The following is a 12,865-nucleotide window of genomic DNA, read 5'->3' as shown; positions in this document are numbered from 1 at the left end:
AGGACATGAGACGTATGGAGAAAAAGCCGTTCACCCCAAGAGAGATAGTTGAAAAGCTTGATCAGTACATTATTGGTCAGCTTGATGCGAAAAAAGCAGTGGCGGTGGCTTTAAGAAACCGTTACAGAAGAAGTCTTTTACATGATAAGCTAAAGGATGAAGTCGTTCCTAAAAACATCTTAATGATTGGTCCGACAGGTGTGGGGAAAACAGAAATTGCCCGCAGAATTGCAAGGATTTCTGGTGCACCTTTCATTAAAGTGGAAGCGACGAAGTTTACTGAAGTTGGATATGTCGGACGTGACGTAGAATCAATGGTCAGAGATTTAGTGGAAACAGCAATCAGACTAGTCAAAGAAGAAAAAATGAAGGATGTTCAAGAAGAAGCGGAAAAACAAGCAAACAAACGGCTTGTTCATCTACTTGTTCCTGGAAAGAAAAAAAGTCAGTCTGTGAAAAATCCTTTTGAGATGCTGTTTGGTGGTTCTGATGCTGATGAAAGTGATCGAGATCACTCAAGTGAAGAAGTAGAGCTTGAGTCGACGAGAAAACGCATTGCGCACCAGCTGGCGATGGGTGAACTTGAAGACCATTACGTCACGATTGAAGTTGAAGAGCAGCAGCCTTCCATGTTTGATATGCTTCAAGGCTCGGGTATGGAGCAAATGGGTATGAACATGCAGGATGCGCTTAGCAATCTCATGCCTAAAAAGAAAAAACGCAGAAAGCTGACCGTCAGAGAAGCGAGAAAAGCGTTAACTGCTGAGGAAGCTTCAAAACTGATTGATATGGATGAAGTCGGTCAGGAAGCCGTGCAAAAAGCAGAGCAGCAAGGAATCATCTTTATCGATGAAATCGATAAAATTGCCAAAAGCGGTGGTACATCGTCTGCAGATGTTTCTCGTGAAGGGGTTCAACGTGATATTTTACCGATTGTAGAAGGTTCCACTGTGATGACGAAGTATGGGGCTGTGAAAACAGATCATGTTCTATTTGTAGCAGCAGGCGCTTTTCATATGGCGAAACCATCGGATTTGATTCCAGAGCTTCAAGGACGCTTCCCAATCCGTGTAGAATTAGATAAATTAAGTATAGAAGACTTTGTGAAAATCTTAACGGAACCAGATAACGCGTTATTAAAGCAATATAAGGCTTTACTTGAAACAGAAGGTATATCTCTTGAATTTTCTGACGATGCTATTCATAAGATTGCCGAAGTGGCTTATCACGTCAATCAGGAGACGGATAACATCGGTGCAAGAAGGCTTCACACCATACTTGAGAAGCTGCTAGAAGAGCTCTCATTTGAGGCGCCTGATATTACAATGGAAACAGTGACCATTACCCCTCAGTATGTAGAAGAGAAGCTAGGAAAGATTGCAAATAACAAAGACTTAAGTCAATTTATACTTTAACAAATGAATAAAGTAATCTAGGAGGATCATTATTATGGCGTTACTACAAAAAACAAGGATTATTAACTCGATGCTGCAAGATGCAGCGGGGAAACCGGTTAATTTTAAAGAAATGGCAGAAACACTGAGAGATGTCATTGATTCAAACATTTTCGTATTAAGCAGAAGAGGGAAGCTTCTTGGCTACTCCATTAACCAGCAGATTGAAAATGCACGTATGAAAAAAATGCTGGAAGATCGTCAGTTCCCTGAAGAATATACAAAAAGCTTATTCAATGTCCCTGAAACATCTTCAAACCTTGACATCAACAGTGAGTACACAGCTTTCCCGATTGAGAACCGTGATTTATTCCAATCAGGTTTGACAACGATTGTACCAATCATCGGAGGCGGAGACCGCTTAGGGACGTTAATCCTTTCTCGTTTGCAGGATACATTCACAGATGATGATTTAATTCTTGCTGAATACGGCGCAACAGTTGTTGGAATGGAGATTCTTCGTGAGAAAGCGGAAGAAATTGAAGAAGAAGCAAGAAGTAAAGCGGTTGTTCAAATGGCGATCAGCTCTCTTTCATACAGTGAACTTGAAGCGATTGAACATATCTTTGAAGAACTTGATGGAAACGAAGGGCTGCTTGTGGCAAGTAAGATTGCTGACCGTGTAGGAATCACTCGTTCAGTGATCGTAAACGCACTTCGTAAATTAGAAAGTGCAGGCGTTATTGAATCTCGTTCTCTTGGAATGAAGGGAACATACATTAAAGTATTAAACAACAAATTTTTAATTGAACTTGAAAATTTAAAATCTCACTAATCAAAAAACCCTTTTCGGCCGAAATAAACGCTGAAAAGGGTTTTTTTGTATAAAAAAAGAGGATTTGTCCGAAAAATGACACTCTTTTTCCCAAGAAACCCCTTACAATTCTGTAGTGCTTTGAATCTAGGTCTTTATACCTATTCGTAAAATAGATATATATTACGAGTTTTTTTTACAATTACATCATAGACTTTAATCCTATTATTTCTTACAATGAACATATGGTTTTACAAATCTCGACATGATTAAATGGAATGAAATACATATGATTGGAGGTATATGGTTTTGGATATATTTTCTGGAACGATAAGCAACCTTGAGAATGCCTTAGGCAGAGCGAATGTTAAGCAAAAAGTCATAAGCAATAATATCGCGAATATAGACACACCGAACTACAAGTCTAAAAAAGTTGCATTCCACGACATGCTAAATGATGCGTCAATCAAATTAGATGCTAAAAAAACATACCAAGGTCACATTGATTTTTCTAAAACAGGGTCTAATTATTCAGTTGTTTCGAGTAACCGTACTTCTTATCAAGAAAACGGAAATAATGTCGATATTGATCAAGAGATGAGTGAACTCGCTAAAAACCAAATTCAGTATAATGCGTTGGTTGAAAGAATGAGCGGAAAGTTCAATTCTCTTAAAACAGTTTTGACAGGAGGTAAGTGATGTCGATTTTTTCAGGCGTTAACGCTTCGGCCTCAGCATTAACAGCACAGAGGCTCAGAATGGACGTTGTATCCTCAAACCTTGCAAATATGGATACAACAAGAGCGAAACAGGTTGATGGCAAGTGGGAGCCTTATAGACGCAAGCTCGTCACATTACAGCCGTCAGGTGAATCATTTTCATCTATATTGAACTCAAGCATGAATTCGAGCGGCAAATTAGGAAACGGCGTCAAAGTAACAAAAATTACTGAAGACGAAACTCCATTCAACCTTCAATATGATCCTACAAATCCCGATGCCAATGAAAATGGATATGTTCAAACACCAAACGTTGATCCATTAAAGGAAATGGTTGATCTCATCAGCAGCTCAAGATCATATGAAGCAAACGTGACTGCGCTGAATGCGAATAAAAGCATGCTGATGAAAGCTTTAGAAATAGGAAAGTAAGGTGAAAAGAATTGGTTAACGCAATATCTCCTTTCCAGCTTCAAACCGCTCAGCAAGCAAGTGAATTGACGAATGCATCGTCTGTGCAGGCGGCTGCACCTAAAAGTCAAACGAATTTCTCTGATGTGCTGAAGAATTCCATTGAGGCATTAAATCAATCACAGCTAAAATCAGACCAGTATACGAATGCTCTCGCACAAGGGAAAGATGTCAATCTCGATGAAGTCATGATTGCTTCACAAAAAGCGAGTGTGACACTCACAGCTGCAACCGAGTTTCGGAATAAAGCAGTCGAAGCGTACCAAGAGATTATGAGAATGCAGATGTAGGAGGTGCTGGTGGACAAAAAATAGACTGAATGGAATGACCGGGGGTTAAGATGAATCGTACTTTAATGCAATTAAGAACAAAAACAGTTGAGTTTTGGCGAAATCGATCAAAATTACAAAAAATACTCATGATTGGCGGCGTAGCTGCCCTAGCAATCATTATTACGGTTGTTAGCATCTTTGCTTCTTCTGAAAAAATGGTTCCGTTGTTTAGAGATTTGTCTGAGGCAGAAGCAGGACAAATCAAACAGGAACTGGATGGCAAAAACGTTAAATCGGAACTTGCAAATAACGGAACGACGATTTTAGTTCCAGAAAAGCAAGCAGACACTTTAAAAGTAACACTTGCATCAGAAGGGCTTCCTAAAACGGGGAATATTGATTACTCCTTCTTTGCGAACAATTCCGGCTTCGGTTTAACAGATAATGAATTTGATGTTCTGAAAGTAGACGCAACTCAGACAGAACTATCCAATCTGATCAACACGATTGATGGGATTAAAGATTCAAAGGTTATGATTAACCTGCCAAAAGATTCCGTTTTTGTTGGAGAAGAGCAAAGTAATGCATCAGCATCAATTGTGCTGCAAGTTCAACCAGGCTACACGCTTACTCAGCAACAAGTAAAAGGCCTTTATCATCTTATTTCAAAAAGTGTGCCGAATTTAAAAACAGAAAACATTGTCATTATGGACCAAGATTCCAACTACTATGACTTAAACAGCAGCTCAGATTCCTATGCAAGTGGAATGGATGAACAGCAGCAGAAAAAAGAGGAGATTGAAAAGAATCTTCAACGAAAAATTCAACAGCTGCTTGGAACGATGATGGGTCAAGAGAAAGTTGCCGTATCGGTCACTACAGACATTGATTTTACTGAAGAAAAAAGAAAAGAAGATCTTGTCGAACCAGTTGATCAAGAAAACATGCAAGGAATTGCTGTCAGCGCTGAAAAGATTGCTGAAACTTATTCAGGTAATGGCGCAGCAGCTGGAGGCACCGCTGGAACAGGTGACGATGATGTCACAAATTATCAAGGTGCCGATGGAACGAATGGAAGCGGAGATTACGAAAAGAGCGAAGATCGTATCAATTATGAAGTCAACCGCATTCATAAAGATATCAAAGAAAGTCCTTATAAAATCAGAGACGTCGGCATTCAGGCACTGGTTGAACCACCTACTGCAAACGATCCGACCTCATTAACTGCTGAAAGGCAGGATGATATTAAAAAAATTCTTTCAACCATCATCAGTACATCGATTGATAAAGAATACACAAACGGTCAAGCGCTCACTCAAGCTGACTTAGATAACAAAATCGTTTTATCTGTATCAAAATTAGACGGTAAACAGCAAACGGCAGCAGAAAACCCTTCAAACAATATTCCGATTTGGGTTTATATTGTTGGCGGTGTGCTACTACTTGCCATTATCGCTCTCATTATCCTTCTCGTACGTAAGCGAAGAAAAGAAGAGGAAGAAGAGTTTGAGTTTGATGAACGTACACCAATTCATGTTCCTGATATCGATACTGAGCCAGAAACAGAAGAAATGGTGAGAAAAAATCAGCTTGAAAAAATGGCAAAAGATAAACCAGAAGACTTTGCTAAATTGCTACGCAGCTGGCTGTCCGAGGATTAGGAGGAATACACATGTCGAGAAAAGATCCAAATCGACTAACAGGCAGACAAAAAGCAGCAATCCTAATGATTTCCTTAGGGCTAGACGTGTCAGCATCTGTATACAAACATCTGTCTGAAGACGAAATAGAAAAATTAACATTAGAAATTTCAAATGTAAGAAGTGTAGATACTGCTAAAAAAGATGAGATCATCGAAGAATTTCACAGCATTGCCATCGCGCAGGACTACATATCACAAGGCGGCCTGATGTACGCAAGACAAGTGCTTGAAAAAGCGCTTGGTGAGGACAAAGCGGACAGCATCTTAAATCGCTTAACATCCTCACTTCAAGTGAAACCATTTGATTTTGCTAGAAAGGCTGACCCAGAGCAAATTTTAAACTTTATCCAGCATGAGCATCCACAAACTATTGCGCTCATTCTTTCCTACCTAGATCCAGTACAGGCTGGACAGATTTTATCTGAGTTAGGCGAGGAAGTACAAACTGAGGTTGCAAGAAGAATTGCTTTAATGGACCGCACATCTCCAGAGATCATCAATGAGGTGGAACGTATTCTTGAACAAAAGCTCTCTTCAACCTTTACGCAAGATTATACCCAAACGGGCGGAGTCGAAGCGGTAGTCGAAGTCCTGAATGGTGTAGACCGTGCAACGGAGAAAACCATTTTAGATACACTAGAAATTCAAGATCCTGAGCTTGCTGATGAAATTAAGAAACGTATGTTTGTCTTTGAAGACATTGTCACTCTTGATAGCAGAGCCATTCAGCGCGTGATTCGAGATGTTGAAAATGACGATTTACTACTTGCACTCAAAGTGGCAAGCGAAGAAGTCAAAGAAATTGTCTTCCGCAACATGTCGCAGCGTATGGTCGAAACGTTCAAAGAAGAAATGGAGTTTATGGGACCTGTCCGGCTTAGAGATGTCGAGGAAGCACAGACTCGTATTGTCAGCATCGTAAGACGACTTGAAGAGGCTGGAGAAATCGTCATAGCTCGAGGTGGAGGAGACGATATCATTGTCTAGGATTATCAAACATGAAACATCTGTTATTCCTGAACAAGGCCGTCAAACCATTCCCTTGCAGCAAGTGGAATTCAAAAGAGAACATCACGAAGAAGAGCTTGTCAACGAAACAGAAGCATCTCAGCTTGTATTAAGTGATGCACAAGATGAAGCAAGCCGTATTTTAGAACAAGCAAATCGTGAGCTGGAACAAACAATGGCTGAAATCAATCAGCGGCGAGCTGATTTTGAAGCAGAAAGAGTACAGCTCATTGAAGAAGCGAAACAAACAGGATATCAAGATGGTTTTCAAAAGGGCGAAGCAGATGCGACTTTACAGTATCAATCGATTCTTGATCAAGCGAATGACATTGTCAGCCTTGCAAAGCAGGACTATGAAGCAAAAATCGAAAGCTCTGCTGAAGAAATTGTCGAACTTGCCTTTGAGCTCGCTAAACGAGTATGGAATGCAGCTGAGGACACAAAAGAACAATTTTTAACGCTAGTGAAGCAGGTCATTTCAGAAGTGAAAGAATATGACGATATTTCCATCTATGTCGACCCTGCACATTACGAACATGTGATGGAATATAAAGATGAATTAAATAGAATCCTTCAAAAGAATACACATCTTGCCATTTACTCGGATGAAAAAGCACCAAAAGGTACTTGTTACGTCGAAACAAGCTTTGGAAAAGTGGAAGCGAGTGTTGATACCCAAATGAATCAGTTAAAAGAAAAGTTATTAGAAGTCATTGATTCAGGTGATCACAAATGAACATAGATGTGCTAAAAGAAACGATTGAAACCGCCGATCCTTATAAACGTTTTGGTAAAGTCAATCGAGTTGTTGGACTGATGATCGAGTCCAAGGGGCCAGAAAGCTCAATCGGTGATGTATGTCTTATTCACAAAAAAGGGAGTAAGAATCATCCGATCAAAGCAGAAGTCGTTGGTTTTAAAGATGAAAACATTCTGCTCATGCCCTATGTAGAAGCCTCTAACATCTCACCAGGCAGTCTTGTTGAAGCAACAGGTGAGTCGTTAAAGGTCAAAGTAGGAACTGGTTTAATCGGGCAGGTTGTTGATGCCTTCGGTGATCCACTGGATGGCAGCATGCTTCCTAAAGGACTTGCACCTGTCTCAACAGAACAATCTCCTCCAAACCCGATGGACAGACCGCCTATTCGTGAAAAAATGGGCGTTGGTGTCAGAGTGATCGACAGCTTGCTCACAGTCGGCACTGGTCAAAGAATTGGCATATTCGCGGGAAGCGGTGTTGGTAAAAGTACCTTGATGGGGATGATTGCCAAGCAGACAGAAGCGGATCTCAATGTCATTGCACTTGTTGGAGAGCGTGGACGTGAAGTTCGCGAGTTTATCGAAAAAGATTTAGGAGCTGAAGGACTGAAGCGTTCGATTGTTGTTGTCGCAACTTCAGATCAGCCCGCACTGACAAGATTAAAAGCAGCCTATACAGCAACAGCTATTGCCGAATATTTCAGAGACAGAGGCAAAAATGTCATGTTTATGATGGATTCTGTCACAAGGGTCGCCATGGCACAGCGGGAAATAGGACTTGCAACAGGCGAACCGCCAACAACAAAAGGATATACGCCTTCAGTGTTCGCTATACTGCCAAAATTGTTAGAACGAACTGGTACAAATCAACTTGGTTCCATCACAGCGTTTTACACAGTGCTTGTTGATGGTGACGATATGAATGAGCCGATCGCTGATACAGTGCGGGGGATTTTAGATGGCCACATAGTACTTGATCGTGCACTGGCCAACAAAGGACAGTTTCCAGCTGTCAATATTCTGAAAAGTATCAGTCGTGTCATGAGTAATATCGCAAGTCATGATCACAAGGAAGCGGCTAACCGGTTCCGCCAGCTTTTATCCACATATCAAAACGCTGAAGACCTCATTAACATTGGAGCATATAAAAAAGGCTCCTCTAAAGATATTGATGAGGCCATGCAAGCTTACCCACAACTGATTTCATTTTTGAAGCAGGACGTTGAAGAGGCTGTATCGATTGAAGACAGCGTGAGGATATTGCTCAGTTTGATGAATAGAGAGGATTGACAAAAACAGTGAGATATCAATACAAATTTCAAAAGCTCTTAGAATTGAAAGAAAGTGAAAAAGACAAATCACTCGCAGCGTATCAACAATCCGTTTCAGCATTTGAGCAAGCCGCTGAAAAACTCTATGAAAATATGAGTAAAAAAGAGCTAATGGAAAAGAGCAAAGAAGAAAAGCTGAGAAGTGGGATGAGTGTTCAAGAAATGCGTCATTATCAGCAATTTGTGACGAACTTAGATAACACCATTCATCATTATCAGCAGCTTGTGATCATGAAACGCCATCAAATGAATGAAAAACAATCTGATTTAACAGAAAAAAATATTGAGTTTAAAAAGTTTGAAAAAATGAAAGAAAAGCAATTTGAAAAGTTCTCCCTTGAACATAAGGCAATTGAAATGAAAGAAATGGATGATATCTCTATCAGCCAATTCATGTTTCAAGGACATTAGGAGTCGAGATGAATGCCTAAGAAGGAAAAAACAAAGGAATCAAGCGGCGGCGGTAAATTTCAATGGATCTTGTTTATTGTCATTATCCCATTGGTTGTGCTTGTGATTGTAACGGGCACAATCCTTTATATGGCAGGTTATGATCTAAAGAAACCGCTCCAAAACATTCCGGGGATTAGCAGCTTGGTTGGATCAGATGACACATCAAAAACGTCATCTTCAAATAACGATCAACGTGATACAGAGTTGAAAGCGTTGAAAAAGACGATTAAAGAACAAGAGAATGAACTTGAAATTGCTCAAAAAGACTTGAAGACAAGTGATGAAGAGATTAAACGATTGAATCAAAAAATCAATTCACTTGAAAAAACATCTGATAAAGAGAACACGTCAGCAAGTGACAGTTCATCAAACAGTACATCATCAAGTAATAACGCATCAGGATCTTCAACTGATTCGTCAGCATCTTCTAATCAGCAATCAAAAGGAAAGGTCGCCAGCATTTATGAAAGCATGGATGCAGGGAAATCTGCCAAAATTCTATCAGAGCTAAGTGATAAAGAAGCTTTGAAGATCCTTGAAGAGCTGAGTAAAAATAAGCTGACGGACATATTAGCAAAACTGACACCTCAGAAGGCAGCAACGTTCACGAAGGAGCTTGCCAAAAAAGAAGAAAGTGAAAATGGAGGTGGACAATAAGTGAAGCTATTGGACATTGGAGCCTTACAGCAATCTTCCCAAGGTCTCTCGGGACTAAAGGGAGAGGGGGCAGTATCTGCTCGCGGCCTGTTTAAACAATTGTTAAATGGCGCAGGTATTCAAAGTGGTCCAGCTATTTCTCAGCCGGCGGAAACCAATCTATCCATGAATGATGCGATGCAAATCATTGAAAAATGGATGCAATCACCTGAAGAAGGAATAGATGGAGATCTTCTTGCTGCACTTCAGGCGCTGCAAGGTCAAAAGCTTGAGGGGGCTGACTTAAAGTCACTTGAAGAGCTATTTCAAAAGATGGAATCGGTAATCTATGGCGATCAGGATGAGAAGCCAGTTGCTGAACATAGTGAACAGCTCATACAAGTCCACTTTTTCTTATATCAAATACTGAATCAACAGCCGGTGAGCTTTGATGCAAAACTTGTACAGGATATTCAAGCAAAAGGTGAAGATTTCATCAAGTTTCTAACGAAAAACGGAGCAGATGAAAAGCTCATTCAACAAGTGAAAGAGCAGTTTTTCTCGCAAGGATCGGCACCTAAGCTAAATAATATGTCGCAAAGCGAGCTGAAACACTTTAATCAGTTAATCGATCATATGATGGCGAATGCGAAAGGGTCAGATAAAGAGTGGAAAATTTCCTTAGGAGAGTTAAAAGAAATGGTTGCTCCAAGGCAAGAATCTTCCTTCTCATCTCCAGCAAAAGGTGCTGCCTCACTTGAATGGCTTATGAAAAAAGAAGTCATCAAAGGTCAAGGCACTGCGGCACCTGCTTCTGAAAAAACAATCACCCATACGCTGCTTCCAGGGCATAAACAGTTTTTCCAACTGCAATCAACTGCTCCTATGCAGCAGACGCAAACAACTGACGAAAAGCCAGGCACGGTTGATCAGCAGATTTTAAATACGTGGAAACAAATGAAGTTCACACCATTTGGCAATTCAAGCGGACGGTTTACCGTACGATTAAATCCAGAAAATCTAGGGTTTATTACCATCCAGCTAACGAAACAAAACGGGATGTATGCGAGTAAAATTACAGCTTCAACGCAAGCAGCAAAAGAGCTGCTCGAGCATCATCTGCCGCAGCTCAAGCAGGCGTTACCGAATATGTCGGTTCAAGTTGACCGTTTCCATATACCGCTTCAGTCAAATGAGCAGCCGTCTTTTGGACAATTTAATGAGGAAGGCAAGCAGCAGCCATCAAAAGGACAAAGTTTCCAGCAGCCTGATGAACAGGAAGCTGAATTCCAAGATGTACTGGATGCGCTTGTTGGATCAGAAGAAGAAGAGGAGGAGATCTAATGGCAACTGTTGATGCGACGAATAGAACAGCCGCACAAGCGGACACTTCTTCAACCGCAGCAAAGAAAACAGATACACTTGGCCGAGATCAGTTCTTGAAAATCTTGCTTACGCAGCTTCAAAACCAAGATCCGACAAACCCGATTGATGACCGTGAGTTTGTCACACAGCTTGCAACATTTTCTTCTTTAGAACAGCAAATGAATATGAACGAATCTATCACCAAAATGAATCAGATCATGTCTACATTTGTTGCACACCAAGATCCATTTACGACATATGTAGGCTGGATTGGTAAAGAAGTAGCAGGCAAACAAGATGATAAAGACATATCTGGCACTGTGAAGTCTGTGAAAAACATAAACAATGAATACTTCCTATATTTAGAAGATGGAACGAAAATCAGCCCTTGGGACGTTACAACTGTTGGAGAAAAATCGTAAGCAAATCGAGGAGGAAAATAAATGTTACGCTCACTTTACTCAGGAATTAGTGGAATGAAAAACTTCCAATCAAAATTAGATGTTGTAGCCAACAACGTAGCCAACGTCAACACACACGGATACAAAAAAAGCCGTATCACGTTTAAAGATATGGTCAGCCAAACCATTGGAAGTTCTGGTGGGCCAACGAACAACTCTGGTTCAATCAACTCAAAGCAAATTGGTTTAGGGTCATCTTTATCTTCAATCGATAAAATCATGTCAGCGGGATCTTCTCAAAATACAAATGAACCTTACGACTTCTATATCAATGGAGATGGTTTTTTCCGTATTGAAGTTCAAGGAGAAGTTCTTTATACAAGAACAGGAAATTTCGACACTGATTCAGAGGGAAGCTTAGTCACCCCTGATGGAAATTATCTACTTGGAATGAATGGACAAAAGATAACGATTCCAGACGGTGTTTCAAGTGTAAGTGTTGGTCCAGATGGAACGATTTCGGTTGTTGAAAACAATGTATCAAGAACCGTTGGTCAAATATCACTCGTATCTTTCCGTAACGCAGGAGGGCTAGACAAAGTTGGTGACAACCTTTACCGCCAAACGTTAAGCTCAGGTGCTCCAAGTAATCCAATCGTACCAGGTGAACAAGGAACGGGCGTCGTCCAAACAGGTAAACTTGAAATGTCAAACGTTGATTTAACAGACGAGTTTACAGAAATGATTATCGCACAGCGTGGATTCCAATCGAATGCAAAGACGATCACAACATCTGATGAAATTCTGCAAGAACTTGTGAATCTGAAACGATAGGAGGTAGGGGGAGCGGTTTATCGCTTCTCTGCTTAATATGATTGAAGTGACAAGATTAAATGGCAAAGGATTTATGCTCAACGCTCTCCATATCGAGCAAATCGAAAGCTTTCCAGATACGACCATTACACTCGCCAATGGAAAGAAATTCGTTGTGAAAGAAGATGAAGAGCAGCTTCAGGAGAAAATCATTTCTTTCTATAGAAAAATCCAAGTCATTTCATTGAATCAAGGAATAGAGGAGTTTGAATGAAGAAGAAATTAGTCGTAGTAATGCTAATCATGATTATTGCTATCGTCGGAATTGGAGCAGGTATTGTCTTTCTGGTGAATGGGTCAGACGAAGCAAAAGCAGAAAAAGAGCCAACAGCAGATGAAGTCGTAAAAGCTTCTGTTGAAATTCCTGAGATTGTGACCAATTTAAAATCTGAAGGAAATGCGGTTAAACTTGTACTAAATATTGAAACAGATTCAGAAAAAGCCAAAGAAGAGCTTGAAAAAAGAAGCTTCCAAGTGAAAGATGCTGTGATCGATATTTTATCAGACACGAATGCAGATGAACTTGATGGCAAAAAAGGCAGAGAACATTTTAAAACACAGGTCAAAAACAAAGTGAATAACTATTTGCAAGATGGCAAGGTGAAAGAAGTTTATATAACCTCCTTTAATCTGCAATAGAGGCGATTAATTGACACGATGGAGGTGA

General features: G+C 40.3%; 16 protein-coding genes. All 16 read left to right on the top strand.

What is annotated here, in order from left to right; genetic code table 11:
• Positions 1–14 precede the first annotated feature (14 nt).
• Entirely contained in the window at positions 15–1,415 is a 1,401-nt protein-coding gene (gene hslU, locus FBF75_RS01580) for an HslU--HslV peptidase ATPase subunit (protein ID WP_017367242.1), read from the top strand.
• A 34-nt stretch (positions 1,416–1,449) separates the two neighbouring features.
• Positions 1,450–2,229: a GTP-sensing pleiotropic transcriptional regulator CodY gene (gene codY, locus FBF75_RS01575; RefSeq protein WP_007499612.1), complete on the top strand. Its 780-nt coding sequence runs from the start codon at positions 1,450–1,452 to the stop codon at positions 2,227–2,229.
• A gap of 288 nt (positions 2,230–2,517) precedes the next feature.
• Entirely contained in the window at positions 2,518–2,907 is a 390-nt protein-coding gene (flgB, locus tag FBF75_RS01570) for a flagellar basal body rod protein FlgB (protein WP_017359092.1), read from the top strand.
• Positions 2,907–3,359, top strand: a complete 453-nt coding sequence (gene flgC / locus FBF75_RS01565; RefSeq protein ID WP_007499610.1) for a flagellar basal body rod protein FlgC — start codon at positions 2,907–2,909, stop codon at positions 3,357–3,359. Before flgB ends, flgC begins: the two co-directional genes overlap by 1 nt.
• Positions 3,360–3,370: 11 nt before the next feature.
• Positions 3,371–3,688: a flagellar hook-basal body complex protein FliE gene (fliE, locus tag FBF75_RS01560; protein ID WP_007499609.1), complete on the top strand. Its 318-nt coding sequence runs from the start codon at positions 3,371–3,373 to the stop codon at positions 3,686–3,688.
• A 50-nt stretch (positions 3,689–3,738) separates the two neighbouring features.
• Complete coding sequence (fliF, locus tag FBF75_RS01555; protein WP_081114479.1) at positions 3,739–5,331, top strand: flagellar basal-body MS-ring/collar protein FliF; 1,593 nt, start codon at positions 3,739–3,741, stop codon at positions 5,329–5,331.
• Between the two features lie 11 nt (positions 5,332–5,342).
• Complete coding sequence (gene fliG / locus FBF75_RS01550; protein WP_008344808.1) at positions 5,343–6,359, top strand: flagellar motor switch protein FliG; 1,017 nt, start codon at positions 5,343–5,345, stop codon at positions 6,357–6,359.
• Positions 6,352–7,116: a flagellar assembly protein FliH gene (gene fliH / locus FBF75_RS01545; protein ID WP_017359090.1), complete on the top strand. Its 765-nt coding sequence runs from the start codon at positions 6,352–6,354 to the stop codon at positions 7,114–7,116. The genes fliG and fliH overlap by 8 nt, the downstream gene beginning before the upstream one ends.
• Entirely contained in the window at positions 7,113–8,429 is a 1,317-nt protein-coding gene (gene fliI, locus FBF75_RS01540) for a flagellar protein export ATPase FliI (protein ID WP_008344803.1), read from the top strand. The genes fliH and fliI overlap by 4 nt, the downstream gene beginning before the upstream one ends.
• An 8-nt stretch (positions 8,430–8,437) precedes the next feature.
• Positions 8,438–8,881, top strand: coding sequence for a flagellar export protein FliJ (fliJ, locus tag FBF75_RS01535; protein WP_024720352.1), 444 nt, complete (start codon positions 8,438–8,440; stop codon positions 8,879–8,881).
• A 12-nt stretch (positions 8,882–8,893) separates the two neighbouring features.
• Positions 8,894–9,580 carry a MotE family protein gene (locus tag FBF75_RS01530; protein ID WP_007499599.1) on the top strand — a complete coding sequence of 229 codons (687 nt, stop codon included), beginning with the start codon at positions 8,894–8,896 and terminating at the stop codon, positions 9,578–9,580.
• Positions 9,581–10,903 (top strand): flagellar hook-length control protein FliK, encoded by a 1,323-nt coding sequence (locus tag FBF75_RS01525; protein ID WP_081114480.1) that lies wholly within the window; start codon positions 9,581–9,583, stop codon positions 10,901–10,903.
• Entirely contained in the window at positions 10,903–11,346 is a 444-nt protein-coding gene (flgD, locus tag FBF75_RS01520) for a flagellar hook assembly protein FlgD (protein WP_060781056.1), read from the top strand. Before FBF75_RS01525 ends, flgD begins: the two co-directional genes overlap by 1 nt.
• Positions 11,347–11,367: 21 nt before the next feature.
• Positions 11,368–12,159, top strand: coding sequence for a flagellar basal body rod protein FlgG (gene flgG / locus FBF75_RS01515; RefSeq protein ID WP_017359086.1), 792 nt, complete (start codon positions 11,368–11,370; stop codon positions 12,157–12,159).
• A 37-nt stretch (positions 12,160–12,196) separates the two neighbouring features.
• Positions 12,197–12,412, top strand: coding sequence for a swarming motility protein SwrD (gene swrD / locus FBF75_RS01510; RefSeq protein WP_008344794.1), 216 nt, complete (start codon positions 12,197–12,199; stop codon positions 12,410–12,412).
• A complete protein-coding gene (gene fliL / locus FBF75_RS01505; protein WP_007499592.1) occupies positions 12,409–12,837 on the top strand; it encodes a flagellar basal body-associated protein FliL in 429 nt (142 codons plus the stop codon). The genes swrD and fliL overlap by 4 nt, the downstream gene beginning before the upstream one ends.
• Positions 12,838–12,865: the final 28 nt, after the last annotated feature.

Source organism: Bacillus sp. S2(2019) (assembly GCF_005144805.1).
GTDB lineage: Bacteria > Bacillota > Bacilli > Bacillales > Bacillaceae > Bacillus > Bacillus altitudinis.
The sequence above is the reverse complement of the archived record's forward strand: the minus strand, read 5'-3'. Positions and strand labels throughout refer to the sequence as shown.

Excerpts from the sequence above, each read along its gene's own strand:
- hslU (WP_017367242.1), top strand. The coding sequence starts at position 15 with ATGGAGAAAAAGCCGTTCACCCCAAGAGAGATAGTTGAAAAGCTTGAT.
- codY (WP_007499612.1), top strand. The coding sequence starts at position 1,450 with ATGGCGTTACTACAAAAAACAAGGATTATTAACTCGATGCTGCAAGAT.
- flgC (WP_007499610.1), top strand. The coding sequence starts at position 2,907 with ATGTCGATTTTTTCAGGCGTTAACGCTTCGGCCTCAGCATTAACAGCA.
- fliF (WP_081114479.1), top strand. The coding sequence starts at position 3,739 with ATGAATCGTACTTTAATGCAATTAAGAACAAAAACAGTTGAGTTTTGG.
- fliG (WP_008344808.1), top strand. The coding sequence starts at position 5,343 with ATGTCGAGAAAAGATCCAAATCGACTAACAGGCAGACAAAAAGCAGCA.
- fliI (WP_008344803.1), top strand. The coding sequence starts at position 7,113 with ATGAACATAGATGTGCTAAAAGAAACGATTGAAACCGCCGATCCTTAT.
- FBF75_RS01530 (WP_007499599.1), top strand. The coding sequence starts at position 8,894 with ATGCCTAAGAAGGAAAAAACAAAGGAATCAAGCGGCGGCGGTAAATTT.
- flgD (WP_060781056.1), top strand. The coding sequence starts at position 10,903 with ATGGCAACTGTTGATGCGACGAATAGAACAGCCGCACAAGCGGACACT.
- flgG (WP_017359086.1), top strand. The coding sequence starts at position 11,368 with ATGTTACGCTCACTTTACTCAGGAATTAGTGGAATGAAAAACTTCCAA.
- swrD (WP_008344794.1), top strand. The coding sequence starts at position 12,197 with ATGATTGAAGTGACAAGATTAAATGGCAAAGGATTTATGCTCAACGCT.
- fliL (WP_007499592.1), top strand. The coding sequence starts at position 12,409 with ATGAAGAAGAAATTAGTCGTAGTAATGCTAATCATGATTATTGCTATC.